Raw genomic sequence first — 20,874 nt, forward strand, 5'->3', positions numbered from 1 at the left:
CACTTATACGGGTTTTTTACTTTAAATAGGATCTTTCATTTACTTTCATTTACCTAACGATTTTTGCAAAATGGTGAAAAGTATCTTAACAAAAACTATAGTCGAAAATTATAAAGATACCTCGTTACTCCATATTTCGTTTCATATCTAGATAGCTTAGTACCACGCTGACTTACAGAGTCCTAATAATATATTTTGCGATTAAAACCCTATACGGTATAAATTAAATGAAGGTTTTTCCATACAGGTATGGCTCGGCTAAAAGCCGAAAAATCTTGCAGAGCATACGGGTAGACTCTCTATAAGTCTCCATGTAAAAATTGGATTCAGAAATGTAGTAATCAATGAATAGAAAAGAACTTAATCGGTGAATTATTTAAATTCACCGATTTATTAAAATGATTGAAGATATTTTTTGTTTATTTTCGAGTATATGCTTTTTTATATTGTATAAATTCGTCTTCTGTACAATTCACAAAATGTCCTGGAGCTATTTCTCTCATTTTTACTTCTTCTCCTGCATCATGATGTAAACTTGGATCATATGTCTTACGCACACGGGTACGTTCATAATCAGGATCAGGAAGAGGAATTGCAGAAAGTAAGGACTGTGTGTAGGGATGTAACGGACTATGATACAAATCTTCCGCAGGCGCAAGTTCCACCAATTTACCTTGGTACATAACACCAATACGATCACTTATATATTTAACCATGGAAAGATCATGAGCAATAAATAGGTAGGTTAATTGTTTTTCTTTTTGTAATTTTTTTAGTAAATTAACCACTTGAGCTTGAATCGATACATCTAACGCCGATATTGGTTCATCTGCAATAATAAATTCAGGTTCTACTGCTAATGCTCTTGCAATTCCTATTCTTTGTCTTTGACCTCCGGAAAATTCATGCGGAAAGCGATTTGCATGTTCACGATTTAAGCCAACCGTTTCTAAAAGTGAATAGACCTTTTCCATCCGCTCTTTACTTGACTTGGCAAGCCCATGGATATCAATACCTTCTGCAATTATATCCGATATCTTCATTCTAGGATTTAAAGATGCATAAGGATCTTGAAAAATCATCTGCATCTTTCGATTAAATGATTTAAGCTGGGATTTAGATTTTTTCCCATGAACGTTTTCCCCTTTGTAAAGCACTTTCCCAGCTGTTGCATTATATAAGCGAATCATGGTTCTGCCAGTTGTTGACTTTCCACATCCTGATTCCCCGACAAGCCCCAGTGTCTCTCCTTTGTAAATATCAAATGTAATACCATCGACAGCACGAACTTCTTTCGGCTTTCCAATATTAAAATACTGCTTTAAATTCTTTACTTCAATTAATTTTTCTAATTCTTCCATGCCATTCTCCCCTCATTAACGAACTAATTTTTTTTCTAAAAATCTATTCATTCTTTCTTTGATAACCAAAGGGGGCTCTATTTTAGGTGCATTAGGGTGTAATAACCATGTAGCAGCATAATGGGTATCTGATATTTTAAACATCGGTGGCTCTTCTTCAAAATCAATTTTCATTGCATAGTTATTTCTAGGAGCAAACGCATCGCCCTTTGGTGGATTCAGCATATCCGGAGGTGTCCCTGGAATGACATACAGTTCTTCCTCCTTCGTATCCAGATTAGGCATGGAGCTAATTAACCCCCAAGTGTAGGGATGCTGCGGATTATAATATATTTCATCTACTGTACCAATTTCCACAATTTTTCCTCCATACATAACTGCTACTCGATCTGCAACATTTGCAACAATACCGAGATCATGTGTAATAAAAATAATCGAAGTCTCAAAGCGCTGTTGCAGTTCTTTCATTAAATCTAAGATTTGTCCTTGTATCGTAACATCTAAAGCCGTAGTCGGTTCATCCGCAATCAGTACTTTTGGAGCACAAGCAAGTGCAATAGCTATGACAACCCGCTGCCTCATTCCTCCAGAAAATTGATGCGGGTATTGTTTCATGCGTATTTCCGGTTGGGGAATACCTACTAACTCTAATAGCTGTAGCATACGTTCTTTTGCTTCTGTCTTGCTCAGCTTACGATGCTTAAATAGTGGCTCCATGATCTGTTTACCAATCGTCATTGTCGGATTAAGAGACGTCATTGGATCTTGAAAAATCATTGAAATGTCTTTTCCTCGTATTTTTTGCATTTGTTTTTCTGATGCTTTCACAATATCTGTATCATTAAATATGATTTCTCCAGCTTTTATTTCTGAATTTCTTTGTGGCAACAATTGCATGATAGATTTGATTGTTACTGATTTACCGGAGCCTGATTCTCCTACAATAGCAAGAGTCTCCCCTTCATATAAATCGAAATGAACGCCCCTGACCGCTTGCACTTCTCCTGCAAACGTATGGAACGATACATGGAGATCCTTAACTTGTAATATTTTTTTCATATAAACACCTCAAAATATTTAATATTAATCACGCATCTTGGGATCGAACGCATCACGCAGCCCGTCACCAATTAAATTACACGTTATTAAAATAATACAAATAACAATACATGGAATTATCATTAAATGAGGTAAGAATTGAAATGTTTTATATCCGTCCTCAATTAGTGTACCAAGTGAGGCTTCAGGTGCTTGTAAGCCAATTCCAATAAAGCTTAAAAAAGTTTCAAAAAAAATAGCGCTTGGAATGGTGAACATTGTATTAATAATGATAACCCCTGATAGATTTGGTAATAAATGCTTAAACAGCAGTCTGTTATTTTTAGCCCCCAATGTTCTTGCAGCAAGTACGAATTCCTGATTTTTCAACTTTAATACTTGTCCTCTTACAACTCTTGCCATTCCGATCCAACCTGTTATTACCATAGCGATAGTGATTGAGAGTACCCCCGGATCTAAGATTAACATCATTAATATAACAACGATTAAATTAGGAATTCCTGACATTACTTCTAGTATTCGTTGCATTACATTATCCACTCTGCCGCCCTTAAAACCTGAAACTAAACCGTATATTACACCTATCAGCATATCAATAATTGCTGCTAAAAAAGCGATATATAAGGAAATTCTTGTCCCCAACCAAGTCCGAGTAAACAAATCACGGCCAAGACCGTCTGTCCCAAACCAGTAATATTCATCAATATGAAGATCTTTATATTTATTTGTCTCTACACCACCGATTTCCTGACTACCATCAAATATTCCCCAATCCTCTAATAAGGGAATTCTTGGAGGTAGATTAGCTCTGGTAACATTTTGTTCATAACCATCAAATGGTGATAGATACGGTCCGATAATCGCCATCACAATGATAAAAAACAAAATAACTAAACTAATTAATGCGCCTTTATTCTTTCGCACGCGGAGCCAAGCATCTTTAAACATAGATACTTGGGGTTTAGCAATTCGCTCACTTTCAAAATCGACCTTTGGAGCAGGATCAAACCAATGTTTTTCTATTTCTCCTGTGTTTTTTATCATGATCGATCCCCCCCAGACAAGCGAATCCTTGGATCAATGATGCCATACAGTACATCTATTACTAAAATAATTACCGTCAGCAAGAAAGCGAAAAATAATGTTGTTCCCATAATAAGTGGAAAATCATTCGTTTGAATTGATTTCACAAATTGTTCGCCAATTCCAGGAATTGAAAATATTTTTTCTACAACCATCGAACCTGTCATTAAACCAACTGCCATTGGCCCCAGCACAGTTATTAAAGGAATTAGTGCATTACGAACGCCATGCTTAAATGATACTTCTATTCTTGAATTACCTTTTGCTTTTGCTAATATAATATATTCAGAACCTAAAACCTCAATCATTTCTGTTCTCATAAAACGAGCGGCTGTTGCAATTGGAAAAATCGCCAATGATATAGTAGGCATGATGGATGATGCAAAATCATTCCAAGAGGCAACCGGAAGCAATTCAAGCTTCACTCCTACGATATATTGCAAAACAGAAGCAAAAACAAAGGATGGAATAGATTTTCCTAAAACAGCCAAAAACGTGCTTCCATAATCAATCCACGTATTCTGAAACATAGCTGCTAGTACTCCAAGTATCATACCAATTATGGTTCCTAAAAACATCGCTTGAAAACCGAGTTGTAATGATGGACCAATTCGATTTTTTAAGAGGTTTGTTACTGGCTGATTGTCGAACTGAAAGGATACTCCAAGATCGCCTTTTAAAATATTGACCATATAATTCCCATATTGTACAGGTATCGGCTCATCCAAACCATACTTTTCATTCAAAATTTCACGTTGTTCCATGGACAGTTTTTCTTCATTTTGAAATGGAGTTCCGGGCAAAAACTTCATCAAAAAAAATGTTGCTGAAGCTATAATAAATAACGTAATAATTAAATAGATTATTCGTTTTGTAATATACTTTGCCATCCTATTTCCTCCTAAAGGCAGATTAGAAAAACTTGGCTTGTCACCAAGTCTTTAGCGAAAGCTGTAGTTTTTCTTATACATAAAGTGAAACTTCATTCCGTGGAATGCTTTTTACACGGAATGTTAGTTTGAACGAATCGGGCATTTAGGTGCCGTTTTCTTCCACTTTGACCCTTTTGTACCAACTCAGGATCTTATAGTGGAAGTCCTACGGCACCTTACATGGGGGATAAAGCCTAAAATTTTATACTTTCCTATAGTATAAAAAATTCCTTTAAATCCATAAAAAAATGAGGAAAAGAGAGTACTTATGATTGAAATACCCCCTTTTTCCAATTTACCTATTCTAAAAATTTGTAAATTCTACTTTTCGATAGAAACGTTCTTAAACGTATAATCCGAACCAAATAAATGCTCTTCAAAACCTTTGACATATGGTTTAATTAGAACGATTCTGCCACGTTGATAAATAGGAGCAACTACTGTATCTTCCTGTATCAAAAGTTTTTCAGCTTCTAGCATTAGTTCCCAGCGTTTTACAGGGTCATTCGCGTATTTAACTTTTGCATCATTGATGAGCTGGTCATATTTTTCATTTGAATAACCAGTATTATTATTCGTTCCATCTGTGACATACAAATCAAGGAAAGTCATTGGATCTAAATAATCCGGTCCCCAGCCATGCATAACGACATCATAATCTTGGTCTGATGTTTTTTGCAAACGTACTTTAAATGGAACATTTGCCAATTTCAATGTTAAACCTTCAAGATTTGTTTCCAGTTGATTTTTAAAATATTCAGCTGTTGTTTTGGCGTTTTCCGAATCATCACTAAGGTAATCAAGAGTGATTTCATCCGTACCCAATTCTTTCAAGCCTTTTTCCCAATGTTCCTTTGCTTTTTCTAAATCATATGAAATTAAATCGCCACTCTCTTCACGGAAATCTTGATCTGTTTCAGGGTTTTTTGCCAGTCCTCTAGGTACATAGCCGTCAGAAGGAATTGAGCCATTTGCCAGTACAGTTTCAGTAAAAGACTTTTTATCAAACGCCATGGCTAATGCCTTACGAATATTTTCGTTTGCTAAAGGAGTATCTTTTCCATCACGCTTCTGGTTGAACTTAAGATACCAAGAGCTTCCTTCTTCAAAGGTAGATGCAGCTTCATTATTTTTATACTGTCTTGCATATTCTGCATTTAATGCTGCTGTACGATCCACTTTGTCTGTTTCAAATAAATTAACCGCCGTACTTGGCTCTTTGGCAACTTGAACATTTACTTCATCTAAGCTTACGTTGTCTTTATCCCAATAATTATCATTTTTCACGTATTTCCAGCTTAGTCCTGATCCGTCCCACTCTGTTAATACAAATGGGCCGTTTGCGAGCATATTGTCGCTGTTTGTTCCAAATTTGTCTCCTTTCTCCTCAACAAATTTTTGATTAAGCGGAAGGTACGTACTAAATGCCAGTAATGATTTTAAGTACTCAACAGGTTGTTCCAATGTCAACTTTAATGTATGATCATCAACAGCTTCGACATTTAATTCTTCCGGGTCTTTTTCTCCATTCATTATATTGGTAGCGTTTTCAATAACTCCTGAGAACATGTATGCATATTCTGATCCAGTATCAGGGTCGAGTGCCCTCCGCCAGGAATATACAAAATCATGTGCTGTAACAGGATCTCCATTGGACCATTTTGCATTTTCGCGCAATTTAAATGTATAAACCTTACCATCTTCGCTTATTTCTGGTTCTCCTTCTGCAATTGCAGGGATCGGATTATCATCTTTATCTAAGACATAAAGTCCTTCCAACGTTTGCCCAAATACAATAAAACTTGCTGCATCTGTCGCAAGGGACGGGTCTCCGGTTGGAATTTCTGCTGTTTCAACCATATTAAAGACTTGTTTATCTGAGGAATCGCTACTAGCAGATTCTTTTTTGCTTTCACCATCATTGTTACTACTTTTTGAGTCAGCTCCCCCACTACAAGCAAATAGCACCATGGTTAAAATTAGCATAAAAGCAAAAATAATAAAATTTTTTGACTTTACCATTGATATGACCACCCTTTTCTTTATTATTTTTCAATTTTATTATACATTAATATTCTAAATTGTAAATGTTTTTTATATTTAATAAATAATACAAAAGTATTATAAGTGTACTATTATTATATCTACGCGGAATTTTTTAAAAAATACAAATATTAGATAGAAAATAGTGACTTTTTTTAAATTTAATTTATAATTTATATCAATATATGCGTTTCTTACCATATTTTTTAAATCGTCACGAGTAAAAATAGTAGTTTGATTTATAAGTAATCATCATATAATAAGCAACTGCTTACTATAAAGTGAAACTTCATTTCTTGGAATGCCTTTCCCAAGAAATGTTAGCTGAACGAATCGGTCATTTAGGTGCCGTTCTCTCCCACTTAGACCCTTTTGTATCAACTCAATATATTGAAGCGGGAGTCTTACGGCACCTTACATGCGGGATAAAGCTTTTACTTAAATATATATTTATAGAGGGAGCGGATACCAATGTTTAAAAAAATCTTTATTTGGATTGTAATGTCCCAAGCATTGATTTTTTTATTGTCAGTTATATTTTACAAGCGAATAGATCTTTTATCATATATAAATGTTTCTTTTATCATTGGTTCCATTCTTATTTTGATATCGTTAACAGGCTATGTCATAAATGGGCGTTTTTTTGATATCGTTTTTTTCAGCTTTCAGCATATTTTCGGTCAATTGACCGATACAGGCAGACGTCCTCTATCCCAACTTATACCACAGAGTTATTTCCTTCCATTTACAACCGGAATTTTCGCAATATTATTGACGCTGTTATCATTATTTTTTTATAAAAATTAGCAATAAATTTTAAGGTCAAGCATTAGTAATCCTATATAAAGAATGATGTAAAAAATCGATCATCTTACCAAAAAACTGTCCTTTTATTCATACATCTTAGTATTAGAAATATATGAAGGGCTTCTTTGGAATTTAAGTTATCTGTTAATCTTTCAATACATTACAAAAATACTATTTGCCTTTCTCCGATATGGTTTCCCGGTCGTTAAAATTTGATATAGCGTTTCCTTCATTATGTCTATCTCCAACTATTAAAAAGCAATAATTACATTTTCCCCCTTACTATATCCATTTTAATACAATCTTTCCTCACCTTCTTTCTTCTAATTAGACTTATTGTTTAGCAATTGTTTCACTATATACTCTACTTATGAATAGCTATGATAAGCCCTTACCACTGAGACCTTACTGTAGCGGAGATAAAATCAAACAGCCCATAACAGCTTCGTGCAGTATGTTAGTTACTACCCAACACGAAGCGTTATGAGCTATAGAATATACGTGTTTAATTGACTAGCGTTTTACTTTAACATCTTTTTTGTTAAATATAAAAATTAACGCAGGTACGATCGTTAAAGCAAAGATTAAACATAACGTAACATCGATTACAGTGGTTACTCCGAATTCTCGAATTGCTGGAAAATCGATGAACATTAAAGTAGAGAAGCCAACGATAACTGTTAGACCAGATGCAGTGATTGCTTGACCGACATTGGCAACAGCAATCTTTATTGCCTCTACAGCATCATGTCCTTTAACTAATTCCTCTTTATACCTTTCTATTATTAAAATTGTAAATTCTGCTCCAATTCCTAAAACAAGAGAGCTTAAAGCAATCGTCAATGGATTATAGTCCGTATGAATTACAAGTAAAGATAATGGAGTAAATCCAAGAACTAATACAATAGGTACAACCGAAAAGACAGCGAATTTGATGCGACGATACACTAGGAAAAGCCCGACTAATAAAATGCCAATCCCTAAAACTTTCATTAATGTAGAGTTTGCTCCGATATTTGTGACAGCATAAAGAGATAAGACGGACACACCAGCAGGAGACACTTTTACCTCAGATGGAATGTCTAATTCATCCATCATATCATTTAATAAAACGACTTGATCAGAAGAAGATAAATCGGGATCTACTTGAACTTGGATAGTGGTATATTGACGATTTTCGCTCATTAAGTTCTTCATCAGCGAATCTGGTACACTATCGATTAATTGATCGATTTCTTGCTGATCTGTAAATGCCTCTATTTGCCCCATATCTTGTAAGGTAGTTGCAAGAGTTGTTATCCCTTCGATTTTTTCAAAGTTATTCTCTAAATCTGTTTTCACAGTAGATAACCATGATAGTGTTTCTTTCTTCGAGACATCTTCTGATTCCATCAAGAATGTGATATGAGTTGTCGAACCGATTACTTCTTGAAGATAATTTGAATCCTTCACCCCTTGCATATCCTTCGGCAACATTCGTTGAATGTTTGTTTCCGTCCCAATCTTACTTTCAGACAAAAATCCATATCCGGATAGCGCAACAACAACTAGTAAAATTAATACCGGGAATTTCTTTACAAAATTCAAATAACCGGAAAGTACTCTCGAAACTCTTGAAGTATTAACTTGTTTTATAGCAACTTCCTTTTTCTTTTTATCCGCTAGACCAAATGTAGCGAACAAAAGCGCCATTTCTACAACGTAACATGATATTGCACCAATCGCTAATGCTAATCCAAATTGTTGCATCATTGCAGCTTTAGATAAGAACATTGTTAGAAAAACAAGTGCCATTAGGACAACTGCAATCCCGACAGCAGGCCCAATATGTTTTAATGAGTTGACAACTGCTTTTGTTACATTAAAATTCGATTTAGCATATTCTTCTTCATAACGATTATGGAATTGTACCCCAAAGTCCGTGCCCAAACCGATGAGAATAGGAAGTGTAGCCATCGTTGCTATGGTAACTGGAATACCTACCCATCCCATAATTCCAAAAGTCCAAAACATTCCAACTAAGACATAGGCTAATGAAATAAGACGGCGACGGACAGGAAAAATTAAAAACAATACGATAACCATTAGAATGATAGACAAAATTAGCATTTTACCCATCGTATTCATTACAACATTATCAATCTGCCCGTTAATCGCATGATTACCAGCAATTTTTATAGAAATAGAATCACTAAATTTCGCCTCATCAATGAGTTCGTTCAGTTTGTCGATGATCTCTTTACTACCGGCTGGAGTTACTTTACCAGAAGTAGTTAGGTTAATTAATAGATGATTTCCATTCTCAGGAATAAGTTGTTCCAGCATCTCAGGAACATTTCCGTTATCTGAAAAAACAAGCTCTCGAATAGTCTCTGTGCTAAGCTCCTCTAAGTTAGGCAACTTTTTCATAAATGAAGATTGTAAATCTTTCATTTGATCATCAGTTAAAATCGACTGAGTGTATTCTTGAATTTTGTCTTGCTGTTCTTTTGTAAAAACAGATTGCATCAGTTTACCCTGCATTTCTTCTGAAGGAACTTCATTACTTGCAGCTAAACTATTAGATATTTCCAGTTGTTGTTCGTTCGTTAGTAAAGATTGTGTATAAGCACCAATTTTGTTAGCTTGATCTTTCGTAAGACTCTCTTGCATTTCTTGCTGGATAGCTATAAGATCATCTTCAGAAAATTCGTTCTGAATCACTTTTGTTAGATCACTATTACTTAACTCGGGCTCAGGCATTGACATTGGCAAATCGGAGTCAAGCATTTCATTCATCAATGTAATAAAATCAATCGATCCAGTTATTTCTGGTATTTTCTTTGCTTCTGTAGTAAAGGCAGTTACCTTTTGAAGCATTTCTTGTGTGATTACTTCCTCAGGTTCACCACTTAGTAATAAGTAAACGCCGTCTCCACCAAAGTTATCTTCATATACTTCTGTGTCTTTAAAAACATCAGATTTTGGACTAACCATCATTTCATAGCCCATATCGATTTCTAAACGGGCGATTCCTATAGTAAAGAAAATGGTTATTAATGTAATGATCAAGATAGTTGTTTTAGCTTTTTTAACGAAAAACTATCCTAATCTTGAAAAAAACTTTTCAAACATGCTTTCCCTCCTCATGTAAAATACTTTAACATGCATAAAATTAGAGGGTCAAAAGTCATTTTAAGATTATTTTCTTAAAATAAAACAAATATCTCATTTTGTCTTATTAAGCTATAATATAATTGAATATTTCGAATAAATCTTCTTTATCATAATCATATTTTTTGCTAATCCAATTTTGAATGATTGTCATAAAGGAAACAGCATATATTTCAGAAATGACGTATGGATATTTTGATTGATTAATTTTTATTGAAATTAAGTCTTTTTCTGTCTTGGCACGATTATATAGCATTTCACTAGCGATATTAGTCATACTTTTAAATAATAGGTGACCTTCCCACTCTAATAAGATGTTCTTAAATAGTAAGAAATTCTCTTCGACATAATCCACTAAAATAGTAAAACGTATAATCATCTAATTGTTTACTACGATTTTCTAGTTCTTCTACAAGATAATAAATTAGGTCTTCTAATATGCCATATTTATCACTATGATATCGATAAAATGAGGATCGGTGTATAAGTGCTTCGTCACAGATGTCCTGGACAGTGATAGATGTAAAACGTTTACGATGAAGTAAATTAATTAAGCTTTGTATAATATGGCGTCGTGTTCGCTTAGTAGTATAATTCATATAGCACATCCTTAACTTTTCGGTAATAACTTTCTTAATTTATATTTTACATAGATGAATGAAATTTTTCACTCTTACAGGATAAAGAATATAAAATACAAAAAAGAAGTACCTACCTCAAACTCGTATAATAGTAGTTAATCAAAAGACTAACTGGGGTTGTTACCTTACTTTGATATAAACATCACATGCTTGAAAAGAGGGTTTTCAGCCTTGTTGTTGTGCAACTAAAATAAACTCCGCCCCATCACCCGCCCACCCTGCATTCCTTCGTTGTCGTTAAAATAAAGTTTTCCTTCTGAACGGAGGATTTTCAATTCAAAAATGCCAGCTTTTCCGCCTGTATTTCACATGTTTTTTTCTCTTTTCAGGAGTTAAAATAGAGTTTTGTCAAAATTTCGCTTTGGAGAAAGAAGAAAAAGCCGAGGAAGGATAAGGGCTCAGATAGAAAAATACCCCGGCTTAGGAAATGTTTATTGAGTTTGGAGGATTGTTATTGATTGGGCTTTCTAACTATGTTACAAACACACTCCACATGTGTCGACCTTATTATTTGAACACAATTCGTTAACCTCGTTTCGTGTATAGGAACACAGTTCATTAGATGATTCCTTTTTTGCATTTTTTCTTGGTGGCTTAAAGTTATTTCCGTCTAATGAGTAACTAGAACCTATTTTATACATAAATGTTATATCATAAGGTTTGCTATTTCCATCTTTGTCTACATCGCCAACTATCACTTTTTCTATTAAACTTTCAAATACATGTCGATCAAAAGTGCATAATCCTTTATCCTGCTCTAATAACTTTCTAAAACCTAATAGACGTTTTTTAATACCCTTTTCTTCTTGAAGATTTTCTCTTAAATAGGATTTCCTTTGCTCTTTTTCATCCAACTTTTGTAAAATTTCATTGTATCTCTCTTCATACGTATTTCTATCTAAATTATCCTCTAACCTCAGATCAATCAACTTCTTCTTTCTCATTTCTAGCCTTTCGATCTCTTTTTCTACTTTAGAAACTTCATTAAATATAACATCTGGACTTAAATTTTCTTCCATTCTTTGCAAAAACTCTTCTAAAACATCTTGATTATTATTACACATAATACGATAACTTTCTAAAAATGTATTTTCAATTATCTTCTCCGATATTCCTTTACTATCTAGACAATGTTTTTTTCCTTGCTTCGTACTAGTAACACATTGCCATATCGCCTTATTATAATTTTTTCCACTATGCCACCTGCGCCTTGTTAAAGAAGCTCCACAATATGCACATTTCATCCAAGCTGCTAAAAGTATACTTACGACTATATTTTTCTCGTTTTCCTCCATTCTTTTCTACAGTGTTTTTACTCCAACTTCTGCGCAACCTAATTTCTTCTGCTTTTTCAAACATTTCAGTACTTATAATTGGTTGGTGATGATTTTTCACATAATATTGATCTTCTTCTCCATAATTCTCTAACCTGCGTCCTGAAATGGGATCAACAGTGTAAGTTTTCCCCATTAAAAGATCACCTTTATATTTCTCGTTTTTAATGATACCAAGAACAGTTGACTCATGCCATTTTGTAAAACCTCTGTTGGTTTTATGAACTAAAGCTTCAAGTTCTCTAGCAATCATTCTACCTCCTGCTCCTTCAACATACCTCTCGAATATATATCGTACTGTCTCCGCTTCTTTTTCATTTTCAGTGATAGTTTTATCCTCCGAGTGATAATCGTAACCAAGGCACCTTGAAACCCAATCAATTCCCCTCGCTTCATCTTCATTTTCAATCCTTTTTTGACGTTAGCAGAAATATTTTCAACTTCTTGTTGCGCTACGAAACTCAATACTACAAGTAATAATTCACTATCCATAGTAAGCGTATTAATTTTTTCATCCTCAAAAAATACAGCAACATCTTTTTCCTTAAGCATTCGAACGTATTTAAGCGTATCTAAGGTATTTCTTGCAAAAATCGAGATATTGATTTTGTAATAACCATATCAATATCTCCATTCATACAATCATTTATCATTCTCTGAAAATTTTCCCGTTTAATCGTTTGTGTTCCTGTAATTGCTTCATCCGCATAGATATCTACTAATACCCATTCTGGATTATTTCTAATTAAATCTTTATAGTACATAACTTGTGACCTATAACTATTTAATTGATCTTCTGAATCTGTACTAACCCGACAATATGCTGCCACCCGACGTTGTTCAATAGCCTTTTCTTGCCTATGACTAAATCGTGAATGGTTCCCTTTTATAATTTCAACCTCTGACATTACAATTCCCTCCCTGGATTTTATTACCAATATTCTACTGCGCCCTAACAAAAGTCAGCCTGTAATATCAGAGATAATATGATAATCTTTCATTAGTTTCCTTTTTACAGTTTTGTACTCTTCCTCTGAAATTAACTTATGAGTAAGTAATTTTTTTAACATAGAAATTTGCATACTGTATAAAACCAACTTCTTTTTCATAAAACCTACCTCCTCACACAATTTCATAAAGAACAATCAGACGGCTGTTGGTGCAGCTCCATGGGAATTTCACCCCTGCAAGTATTTCTTCCAGCCCTACTCATAGCTTGCGACGCTTTGAACGCTCGAACCATGACAGTAGGGGAGTATCATTATCCTAACTAATGAGTTATCGCCAGCAATCCACCACAATTGCATTAGATTCATAAATGATCGCTCGTTTCTAACGAAAGTCGTGGCGTATGAATCAAGTGGCTCATCATCAGTAGAACGTATCTGATTTTTTATTTCATACGGCATGGCGTTATCTTCCATGCTTTCTTTGTCAAAGATCAAATTATGATTAATGAAAGGGAAAACCTAACCATTCTGTATTCAAATTTTGAAAGCTAAAACAGATTGCATAAGCTTCGCTCGTAAGCGTTCGCGTATATCTTCATCAATGCTCCAATAAGTACTTCCCTGCTCATCACGGAGCTTACGCATGGATAGGCTTGTCATGTAGCTTCCATAATGCAGAACAACTACTTTCATTGCTTCTGGCTCACCCTTATTCGCAGCTATAATAATTGGATACGGCAATAAACCACGCGCGTTGTTTTCAACATTAGAATTAATCATCCCATTCATCTGCATGTTCCTCCAAAAACCGTTTTAACCGTTCAAAAGAGCTTGTCCGTCTATACTGAACGGTACTGTGCGGAATATCGAGTAGTTGACCACTTTCCACATCAGACAGTTGAAAAAAATAGTATAGTAGAACAGTGATACAAAGTACGCATTGCTTCAGCAAGTAATTTTGGAGTGATTTTCTTTCCAGCCACTTGAAAACTTTGTCCTTCTTCTCCTTCATATTGCTTATCTAAAGTAAAGAGTTGATTTTCTTCTTGTGGTGTGAGGTCAGAAAATGTCATCTCCTTTGCTAGTCGCTGTTGTCTTTCGTTATAGATATTAATTGCTTCATTCTTCAATACACGTTTACAAAATGCATTAAATGCACAGCGAACTTGCCACTCGGTACGATCTGGTTCTATCATGCATTTCCTCTCCCTTCGCAACTGCAAAGGAGGTGATGATTTCCCCTTTCATAACCTTCAACAAGATTTTTTATGAAATGCCAAAGATCGGAGCAATATTTTGAAAAAATCTTTATTATACACAAAAAGCCCAACTGAACATAAATCAGTTGGGCATAAAAATTGATATTTTATTAAATCTTGTTTGGCACAGTGCAACAATAATCATCCAATAATAATTAAAGATGTTTCTTAAAATATCGAGTGGAATCCAATCAAGATAAGCATAAATAAACACAACGATAACCTCCTTCATACCGCTGAGTCATTAAAAAAGAGCAAACTTAATACACCTTCCGTAATTCTATTTTTTAGAAAAATGGCGGTTTTGAAATTTCTTATTTTCAAAACCGCCATTTGATACTTTAACGATCTATTTCTTGCACTCCTAACAAACAACGGTTTTTAGGTTGTAATAGTGGTTGAAGTTATATATAGCAGGCTCAAAAAATCAGATCCTATTTTTACTTCTCTAATATCGAATTTAAAAGATCATTCATTCTATTAATTTAAATTTATTAACACTATAGAACTGTAGAAGAATCGAAAACACCATAAATATAACAGAAAGCAATATCCTTAAAAGTACAAACGAAAAAATAATTGAATTTATATTAGTAACATTATTGCATCACTTAATGCTGGTCTGCAAAAAGCCACCAATATAATGTACCGAACAATCCCAATAAACTTGTAATGAAGATGATTAATAAACTGCACCAACCTGGAACGCTCTCTCCCGCTGTTATACCGCTATAGAGTGCTGGTATAGCCCATGGAAAGTATTCACCATAGCCAGCAGCTGTAACAATTTGAGAAAGAACAAGCGTAAAAACTACAAAGCCTAGCGGAGCTAAATATCCTCCACCGTAACCTGCAAAGAAAGCGACAGGAGAACTTAGAACTATAGTTAAAATAGATACTACTACCAGTATATAAAGACCATGCGTCACTATTGCTGGAGACCATTGTGGGAGCCCGATTATCCATCCAATTAAAAAGCCAAGGGTCACAACATAAACACTTAATATGATATTTGTTATAAAAGATGCTACAAATTTAGATATCACAATAACTGACCTTGAATAGGGAAGTGCTAAGAGATCCTTTGCTGTCTTATCAGTGTATTCTCTTCCAAATATCCAGCTTGTAACAAAGCCAAAGACTAGAATTCCACCTATTGCAATCATTTGTGCATGTAAACCTAAATATGAAGGCCAATTTGCCTCTCCTGCAATTTGGGCTTTAGCTCCGAGCAAGCCAGAGCTTTTTGCAATTTCTGGATCTATTAATACAAACATAAAAAATCCCGCCATTAGAGGTGCAATCGTAAAAGCTGCTACGGTAATCCAAATTACTTTGGACTTGCGAATTTTAAGCCCCTCGGTCTGTAGTGCAGCAAAAAAAAGTTCATTGCAACATTTCTCCTTTCCTTTCGATTATTCTTAGAAAATAGGATTCTAAGTTCTCTTCCTCCAATGACAATCTAGTTGGGGGAAATCCTTCGTAAACAAGCAAACGGGATATCTCATCTGGATGTTGAATAGCTTTTTTATTGTAAGTCTCAATTAATCCATTCTTATTTAGAACTGGCGTATATCCAGCGGCTGATAGTTTAATTACAACTGCCTTATTATCACGAGAATCAATGATAAGACATTGATGAAGAAGTTGATTTAATTTGATTGATTCAATTTCTTGTATTAACTGCCCTTCATGAATGATGCCAATTTTGGTAGCAATTTTGGCTACTTCACTAAGAAGATGACTTGAGATTAAAATAGTAACTCCCTTATTAAACGCTAGATCCTGAAGTAACTCTCTGATTTCCACAATCCCCGCAGGATCCAAGCCATTGACTGGCTCATCCAAAATTAATATCTCCGGCGTATGAAGAAGGGCTTTAGCAATCCCTAGACGTTGGGCGTTCCCTAAAGAGAGGTTTCCCGCTTTTTTTTGGGCATATTGTGTTAAATTAAGTTGATTCATCACTTTCGATATTATATTGGGATTTGAAATCATTCTAAGCCGCCGATAAATCTCAAGATTTTCTTCGACAGTGAGTTCGGGATAGGAATGGGGAGTTTCAACCATGTACCCTACATTTCTCCAAATACGATGATTAGTGCGACTTACTTTTTCACCCTTTATAAAGCAAGTACCTTGAGTTGGACGAATCATCCCAAGTAACATTCGAATTGTTGTAGTCTTTCCCGCCCCGTTTAACCCGATAAAACCATAAATTTCGCCCTTATTAACATTTAAAGAAACATCTTTTACGGCCTGAAGATCTTTGTATTTTTTTGATACGTGGTTCGTTTGAATGATAGGACGCAATTTATATTCACTCCTCTTTAATAAGACCATCTACAGTAAGGTCAATAAATAGATCCATTGTTTCCTGATAGACCTCTACACCAATTTCTTTTTGATGAAGCGTAAGTACGAATAAGGAACGAAGTATTCCCGCAATAATTTGAGGATTTACTTCAACAATGATCCCTTCATTTTTCCATTTTTCAATCAAAGATAATAATGAAGTGGCATCATTATTGAAATGTTTCTCAAGCACTTCAGGAGGTAGTTTTCTAAGCATTTTTTCCATATTACTTCCAAAATACAATTCACGAATTAATGGATTAGTTTCGATTGTTTTGATCATTTGTCTAAGCATACTCTTGATTGCTTTGTTCGGTTGGTTTTCTTTGAAAATATCTACATTAGTAAATTGTTCTTTTATTTTCTCTTCTTCCATTTCAAGTATCACAAAATATAATTCTTCCTTTGAATTAAAGAATTTATAAAAAGTTCCTTGTGCAATACCAACATTTTTAGTAATTTCAAGAATACTTGTTTTTTGAAATCCGAATTTGCTAAAAAGAATCTTTCCTTGTTCTATTAAAGAATTGGCGATGAATTGCTTTTCATATTCATTAAATCTCCTTGACATCTAAAAACACCCCTTTATGAACCTGTGAATAAAAAATTTTTATATTCACTAATATTATAAACCTTTATTATAAATTGTCAAAGAGAAACTCATTTTTCAATTAAGAGATAGGGTCTTACAAAAAAATATTATTTATAAATAGATTTCTACACGATAATCTGCTTCCCACCACAAAGCACTCGGATTCCTTGAAAAAATTACAATTGCAGACTATATCCATTCGGTTTGTCTTGTCCAATTTTACGAAAAGATGCGTATATAGCACTTTGTCATATGAGTATTGGGAATCCAGAAAAAGCATTAAGACACGCTAAAATTACATTCGATAGTATTTCAGCTATGTCCCATACAAAGATTTCATTATTGAAACTTATGAAAAAATCCGTGAAAGACAATAATGTCTCTTGCGAATTTTTTACTGCAAGTGAATTATGCCTCAACTACTTGTTTTTACAACAGTCCATGATCCATTAGAATGACAGGAATGTTAAAGCTGATAGCCCACCTTAAATAGCAGGCTAACAGTATTTGATTAAAAAGGGCTGTGAAATATGCGTAAAATTTTACACATATTATTTTCCCTCAATATTATATCTCTTTACTTTGAAAATCTTCTATCAAAACTACGAATTCAAATTGAAATAATCTGTCCCTATTAACATTTGTTATATAGAAAGAAATTTTTTTAGGGGAAGCACATAGTCATATTCCTCATAAGCAATATCTGATTGACCATGTAGATGTTCTATCAAATAACCAAAATCATTTTTCTCTAAAGGTCGAATTTTGAAACGTCTAGAAATTTTGTTTTGCAGCAAAGACTCTATTTTAGAGAAGCGTCTCATTTCATCATGAGGCATTGAAACAAAATCACCCATTAAATGATGGTTCACATCACGAATAAATGAAGAAAGTGCATTTTTTATTGATTTCCCCATTGATTTCATGCTGACTTCTTCTTCATTCAAAAACAGCTTAAAACCGATAAAGAAACGATAGTCTACTTGATGTTCCCCAATCATCGAAACAAGCGCTTCGGTTTGATCATCAATTCGTGCATAAGCAACGTCTTTTAATCTTCCAGTTACTAAGTCTTTACTTCGTTCTTGAACAGAACGAATACTATTAGCGGTACTAATTTGTAGGGCATGAATTTTTCTGTCTTGATTTTGTGCAATCAATTGGCGGAAATGATCATGCACTTAGATTTTTTCATCTGGTGATAAAAAGGAATAATTATAGGGAAGCAATTCATAATAGGCAAAACATTCTCCATCATGATTAAAGACGAGATTGTTTTCCATATATTTAATCGGATAACGCATCCAATTCACTCCTCACAGCTGTAATACTTTCATTCACTTTCACCCGTTGTAATTTGATTGGCTTCCCAGCATAAGTCACTTTGGAACGAAAAAAATAAGTGATGACGGATTTTAGAAAGCTATATGGCTTTTTGCCATCAAATGTTTTTTGACTCATAAACCATGTTAAACCTACTGAAATTCCCACATATTTTAATAGCGCACCATTAATCAATGAGAGTGGCGGAAGATTCCCAAGTAACATGACAATTAGCAGCGAAAGTACAAACCACGACATTTGATTAAATGTGACGGGAAAGGGCAATCGAAAATCATTAATCGCATAAATCACTTTTTTAACCGACCAAATACGTGTATAACTTTTTAATTTTTTCATAGGTTCTCCTTTCAAAAAGAAAACAGCCTGCATGTAGACAGACTGTTTTCGCATTTTTATATTTACTTATCCAAGATATTCAAACACACCATGTGACGTAACGAGAAAATTTCCGTTTATTTCCAAATCTCTTCTAAGTGCTTGATAATGAATATAGTTCTGTAAATTAGTAGGTACTTCACCAAGCATGCCTGTTTCTTCTACATAATAACGAGCAACATCTTCCATATCTTCACAATCTGCATAACAAATAATATCTTCTTGATTTTCTAGCAATTCTTCTACCATCGCACATAACCGATTGATTTCAGAAATAGGCGTGTACTCATGGATTTCAAACGGTAATTCAAAATCGTGTATAGCATATTCTTCGTATTCACTATTTAATCCAATACGTTCTTTCACTTCTTCCATATCGATTGGTGTTGTAAACCAATCCCCAACTAGTTCTCCTTCGTTATATTTCCAGAGATTTGCTATATATACTTGCATGTCCATTAGTTTTCACATCCTTTTGTTAAAAATGGGCATAAAAAAACAGCAGACAATAGATGTCCACTGGAAAATTTAATTTATCTCTTTGCAAATGCTCTCTTAATTTCTAAGTCGCTTTTACAATCAGCTTTTTCTGTTGAAAAGTAAAAGCTCAAATTAGTATCTGTACGAAATGTTTCATATAGTTCTGGTCGAAGCATTTCTGCTTTATTACTATTAGCAATACTGCGCTTCTTCGATGTTCCATCAACTTTTTTACCATTACGACGAACCTCATAACAATATACCGCTTTTGGATTATTCCCTTCTGCACGACTACCAATTATTTTTTGTATCCTCTCACTTTTCTTTATTATTTTTTCTTTAGGTATAAAATTAGAGAAAACTTCGGCAAAATCTACAAACAAATTTCTCCCCGCATTTCTACTTTCCACGCCAAAGAAATCACAAAATTCTTTAAAATCTTCAAAACGAACTTCATAAAAGTCAATAAATCCTTTAATTGAGTGGTTCGTATTGTTATCTTTTATAAATTCTACTTTAGCTTTAGCATACTTATCTGGTTTTCTTTCTTTTTCATTATACAGAGTTAATATAACAATGTATTGTTCACTTTTATATTTAAAGAAAAAAGAGTCTATCATCCATTGTTTTTTCTCCATATCCTTTAATAAAAGCGGCAATTTATTAAAACGTATTTCCGTTTTCTTATTCGTCAAAACTACCAATTCCTTTCCACTTTTAAATCTATTGTATCATCCTCCCTTTTCTAAATCTAACCCCCAATATTCAGAATAATAATTCCATTCTTTAAATAAACCGATCTAAATATCATGCTCCAATAATTCGATTATATAGATTTAACAATACATCTTTCACTCCACTTGCATTAAATACTAATCCAACCGCAATTAAAGCCACAATCAAAAATCCAATCAGTTTAGAAAACTCGCGTTTAAATCCTAAATAAATTCCAATTACAACAATTGCCATTAACACTAAAGACTGCGCATTACTTAAAAACCAGTTATACAAATTCTGTCCAAAATTCATCTCACATTTCTCCTTCCACCATCTAATATTTTGTCACTTGACGCATACATTCGATAAACCATAAAATAATACCACTC

General features: G+C 34.1%; 22 protein-coding genes and 3 pseudogenes. 1 reads left to right on the top strand and 24 read right to left on the bottom strand.

Annotation, left to right across the window (positions count from 1 at the left end):
• Positions 1 to 419 precede the first annotated feature (419 nt).
• The 5 genes from BN1066_RS03330 to BN1066_RS03350 all read right to left on the bottom strand — a co-directional run bounded on the left by BN1066_RS03330 (position 420) and on the right by BN1066_RS03350 (position 6,457).
• Positions 420 to 1,361, bottom strand: coding sequence for an ABC transporter ATP-binding protein (locus BN1066_RS03330; protein ID WP_077318095.1), 942 nt, complete (start codon positions 1,359 to 1,361; stop codon positions 420 to 422).
• A 15-nt stretch (positions 1,362 to 1,376) separates the two neighbouring features.
• A complete protein-coding gene (locus BN1066_RS03335; RefSeq protein WP_077318096.1) occupies positions 1,377 to 2,420 on the bottom strand; it encodes an ABC transporter ATP-binding protein in 1,044 nt (347 codons plus the stop codon).
• A 24-nt stretch (positions 2,421 to 2,444) separates the two neighbouring features.
• A complete protein-coding gene (opp3C, locus tag BN1066_RS03340) occupies positions 2,445 to 3,464 on the bottom strand; it encodes an oligopeptide ABC transporter permease (protein ID WP_077318097.1) in 1,020 nt (339 codons plus the stop codon).
• On the bottom strand, positions 3,461 to 4,393 hold the full coding sequence (gene opp3b, locus BN1066_RS03345) for an oligopeptide ABC transporter permease (protein ID WP_077318098.1): 933 nt from the start codon (positions 4,391 to 4,393) through the stop codon (positions 3,461 to 3,463). Before opp3b ends, opp3C begins: the two co-directional genes overlap by 4 nt.
• A gap of 363 nt (positions 4,394 to 4,756) precedes the next feature.
• Positions 4,757 to 6,457, bottom strand: coding sequence for a peptide ABC transporter substrate-binding protein (locus BN1066_RS03350; RefSeq protein WP_077318099.1), 1,701 nt, complete (start codon positions 6,455 to 6,457; stop codon positions 4,757 to 4,759).
• Positions 6,458 to 6,949: 492 nt separating this feature from the next.
• On the opposite strand from BN1066_RS03350, the gene BN1066_RS03355 reads away from it, so the two are divergent.
• Positions 6,950 to 7,285 carry a DUF3899 domain-containing protein gene (locus BN1066_RS03355; RefSeq protein ID WP_077318100.1) on the top strand — a complete coding sequence of 112 codons (336 nt, stop codon included), beginning with the start codon at positions 6,950 to 6,952 and terminating at the stop codon, positions 7,283 to 7,285.
• Between the two features lie 513 nt (positions 7,286 to 7,798).
• Here BN1066_RS03355 and BN1066_RS03360 read toward each other — a convergent pair.
• The 19 genes and pseudogenes from BN1066_RS03360 to BN1066_RS03435 all read right to left on the bottom strand — a co-directional run bounded on the left by BN1066_RS03360 (position 7,799) and on the right by BN1066_RS03435 (position 20,797).
• On the bottom strand, positions 7,799 to 10,336 hold the full coding sequence (locus BN1066_RS03360; protein WP_143695725.1) for an efflux RND transporter permease subunit: 2,538 nt from the start codon (positions 10,334 to 10,336) through the stop codon (positions 7,799 to 7,801).
• 169 nt (positions 10,337 to 10,505) lie between these two features.
• A complete protein-coding gene (locus BN1066_RS20090) occupies positions 10,506 to 10,817 on the bottom strand; it encodes a TetR-like C-terminal domain-containing protein (RefSeq protein WP_083953818.1) in 312 nt (103 codons plus the stop codon).
• Positions 10,759 to 11,037: a TetR/AcrR family transcriptional regulator gene (locus BN1066_RS19725; protein ID WP_143695726.1), complete on the bottom strand. Its 279-nt coding sequence runs from the start codon at positions 11,035 to 11,037 to the stop codon at positions 10,759 to 10,761. The genes BN1066_RS20090 and BN1066_RS19725 overlap by 59 nt, the downstream gene beginning before the upstream one ends.
• A 518-nt stretch (positions 11,038 to 11,555) precedes the next feature.
• A complete protein-coding gene (locus BN1066_RS20535; RefSeq protein ID WP_245799746.1) occupies positions 11,556 to 12,143 on the bottom strand; it encodes a hypothetical protein in 588 nt (195 codons plus the stop codon).
• A 66-nt stretch (positions 12,144 to 12,209) separates the two neighbouring features.
• Positions 12,210 to 12,323: pseudogene (locus tag BN1066_RS20540) on the bottom strand (recombinase zinc ribbon domain-containing protein); the annotation flags it as partial.
• Positions 12,274 to 12,741, bottom strand: coding sequence for a recombinase family protein (locus tag BN1066_RS20545; RefSeq protein ID WP_342745592.1), 468 nt, complete (start codon positions 12,739 to 12,741; stop codon positions 12,274 to 12,276). The pseudogene BN1066_RS20540 and the gene BN1066_RS20545, both read right to left, overlap by 50 nt.
• A complete protein-coding gene (locus BN1066_RS20550; protein WP_245799683.1) occupies positions 12,663 to 12,965 on the bottom strand; it encodes a recombinase family protein in 303 nt (100 codons plus the stop codon). The genes BN1066_RS20545 and BN1066_RS20550 overlap by 79 nt, the downstream gene beginning before the upstream one ends.
• Positions 12,966 to 12,985: 20 nt before the next feature.
• Positions 12,986 to 13,321 (bottom strand): recombinase family protein, encoded by a 336-nt coding sequence (locus BN1066_RS20555; protein ID WP_245799684.1) that lies wholly within the window; start codon positions 13,319 to 13,321, stop codon positions 12,986 to 12,988.
• Positions 13,322 to 13,375: 54 nt separating this feature from the next.
• Positions 13,376 to 13,522, bottom strand: a complete 147-nt coding sequence (locus BN1066_RS03380) for an SHOCT domain-containing protein (protein WP_077318104.1) — start codon at positions 13,520 to 13,522, stop codon at positions 13,376 to 13,378.
• 375 nt (positions 13,523 to 13,897) lie between these two features.
• Positions 13,898 to 14,152, bottom strand: a complete 255-nt coding sequence (locus BN1066_RS03390) for a helix-turn-helix domain-containing protein (RefSeq protein WP_077318106.1) — start codon at positions 14,150 to 14,152, stop codon at positions 13,898 to 13,900.
• A gap of 101 nt (positions 14,153 to 14,253) precedes the next feature.
• On the bottom strand, positions 14,254 to 14,559 hold the full coding sequence (locus BN1066_RS03395) for a hypothetical protein (RefSeq protein WP_425445266.1): 306 nt from the start codon (positions 14,557 to 14,559) through the stop codon (positions 14,254 to 14,256).
• A gap of 674 nt (positions 14,560 to 15,233) precedes the next feature.
• Positions 15,234 to 15,980 (bottom strand): annotated as a pseudogene (locus BN1066_RS03400) (ABC transporter permease); the annotation flags it as partial.
• Positions 15,981 to 16,008: 28 nt separating this feature from the next.
• Positions 16,009 to 16,935 carry an ABC transporter ATP-binding protein gene (locus BN1066_RS03405; protein WP_143695727.1) on the bottom strand — a complete coding sequence of 309 codons (927 nt, stop codon included), beginning with the start codon at positions 16,933 to 16,935 and terminating at the stop codon, positions 16,009 to 16,011.
• A gap of 7 nt (positions 16,936 to 16,942) precedes the next feature.
• The gene (locus BN1066_RS03410; protein ID WP_077318109.1) at positions 16,943 to 17,548 is read right to left on the bottom strand and encodes a TetR/AcrR family transcriptional regulator; all 606 of its coding nucleotides are present in this window, start codon (positions 17,546 to 17,548) and stop codon (positions 16,943 to 16,945) included.
• 680 nt (positions 17,549 to 18,228) lie between these two features.
• Positions 18,229 to 18,873 (bottom strand): annotated as a pseudogene (locus BN1066_RS03415) (conjugal transfer ATPase TcpF); the annotation flags it as partial.
• A complete protein-coding gene (locus BN1066_RS03420; RefSeq protein ID WP_077318110.1) occupies positions 18,857 to 19,249 on the bottom strand; it encodes a conjugal transfer protein in 393 nt (130 codons plus the stop codon). The pseudogene BN1066_RS03415 and the gene BN1066_RS03420, both read right to left, overlap by 17 nt.
• 66 nt (positions 19,250 to 19,315) lie before the next feature.
• Positions 19,316 to 19,747, bottom strand: coding sequence for an antirestriction protein ArdA (locus tag BN1066_RS03425; protein ID WP_077318111.1), 432 nt, complete (start codon positions 19,745 to 19,747; stop codon positions 19,316 to 19,318).
• A 74-nt stretch (positions 19,748 to 19,821) separates the two neighbouring features.
• On the bottom strand, positions 19,822 to 20,463 hold the full coding sequence (locus tag BN1066_RS03430; RefSeq protein WP_218668064.1) for a DUF6037 family protein: 642 nt from the start codon (positions 20,461 to 20,463) through the stop codon (positions 19,822 to 19,824).
• A 112-nt stretch (positions 20,464 to 20,575) separates the two neighbouring features.
• Complete coding sequence (locus BN1066_RS03435) at positions 20,576 to 20,797, bottom strand: hypothetical protein (protein ID WP_077318112.1); 222 nt, start codon at positions 20,795 to 20,797, stop codon at positions 20,576 to 20,578.
• Between the last annotated feature and the right edge of the window lie 77 nt (positions 20,798 to 20,874).

The sequence above is a fragment of the Virgibacillus proomii genome (assembly GCF_900162615.1).
GTDB lineage: Bacteria > Bacillota > Bacilli > Bacillales > Amphibacillaceae > Virgibacillus > Virgibacillus proomii.

What these genes read in the sequence shown, in the direction of transcription:
- BN1066_RS03330 (WP_077318095.1), bottom strand. Translation starts at nt 1,361, where the DNA reads ATGGAAGAATTAGAAAAATTAATTGAAGTAAAGAATTTAAAGCAGTAT.
- BN1066_RS03335 (WP_077318096.1), bottom strand. Translation starts at nt 2,420, where the DNA reads ATGAAAAAAATATTACAAGTTAAGGATCTCCATGTATCGTTCCATACG.
- opp3C (WP_077318097.1), bottom strand. Translation starts at nt 3,464, where the DNA reads ATGATAAAAAACACAGGAGAAATAGAAAAACATTGGTTTGATCCTGCT.
- opp3b (WP_077318098.1), bottom strand. Translation starts at nt 4,393, where the DNA reads ATGGCAAAGTATATTACAAAACGAATAATCTATTTAATTATTACGTTA.
- BN1066_RS03350 (WP_077318099.1), bottom strand. Translation starts at nt 6,457, where the DNA reads ATGGTAAAGTCAAAAAATTTTATTATTTTTGCTTTTATGCTAATTTTA.
- BN1066_RS03355 (WP_077318100.1), top strand. Translation starts at nt 6,950, where the DNA reads ATGTTTAAAAAAATCTTTATTTGGATTGTAATGTCCCAAGCATTGATT.
- BN1066_RS20090 (WP_083953818.1), bottom strand. Translation starts at nt 10,817, where the DNA reads ATGATTATACGTTTTACTATTTTAGTGGATTATGTCGAAGAGAATTTC.
- BN1066_RS19725 (WP_143695726.1), bottom strand. Translation starts at nt 11,037, where the DNA reads ATGAATTATACTACTAAGCGAACACGACGCCATATTATACAAAGCTTA.
- BN1066_RS20535 (WP_245799746.1), bottom strand. Translation starts at nt 12,143, where the DNA reads ATGTGTAATAATAATCAAGATGTTTTAGAAGAGTTTTTGCAAAGAATG.
- BN1066_RS20550 (WP_245799683.1), bottom strand. Translation starts at nt 12,965, where the DNA reads ATGCTTAAGGAAAAAGATGTTGCTGTATTTTTTGAGGATGAAAAAATT.
- BN1066_RS20555 (WP_245799684.1), bottom strand. Translation starts at nt 13,321, where the DNA reads ATGTCAGAGGTTGAAATTATAAAAGGGAACCATTCACGATTTAGTCAT.
- BN1066_RS03380 (WP_077318104.1), bottom strand. Translation starts at nt 13,522, where the DNA reads ATGAAAAAGAAGTTGGTTTTATACAGTATGCAAATTTCTATGTTAAAA.
- BN1066_RS03390 (WP_077318106.1), bottom strand. Translation starts at nt 14,152, where the DNA reads ATGAATGGGATGATTAATTCTAATGTTGAAAACAACGCGCGTGGTTTA.
- BN1066_RS03395 (WP_425445266.1), bottom strand. Translation starts at nt 14,559, where the DNA reads ATGATAGAACCAGATCGTACCGAGTGGCAAGTTCGCTGTGCATTTAAT.
- BN1066_RS03410 (WP_077318109.1), bottom strand. Translation starts at nt 17,548, where the DNA reads ATGTCAAGGAGATTTAATGAATATGAAAAGCAATTCATCGCCAATTCT.
- BN1066_RS03420 (WP_077318110.1), bottom strand. Translation starts at nt 19,249, where the DNA reads ATGAAAAAATTAAAAAGTTATACACGTATTTGGTCGGTTAAAAAAGTG.
- BN1066_RS03425 (WP_077318111.1), bottom strand. Translation starts at nt 19,747, where the DNA reads ATGGACATGCAAGTATATATAGCAAATCTCTGGAAATATAACGAAGGA.
- BN1066_RS03435 (WP_077318112.1), bottom strand. Translation starts at nt 20,797, where the DNA reads ATGAATTTTGGACAGAATTTGTATAACTGGTTTTTAAGTAATGCGCAG.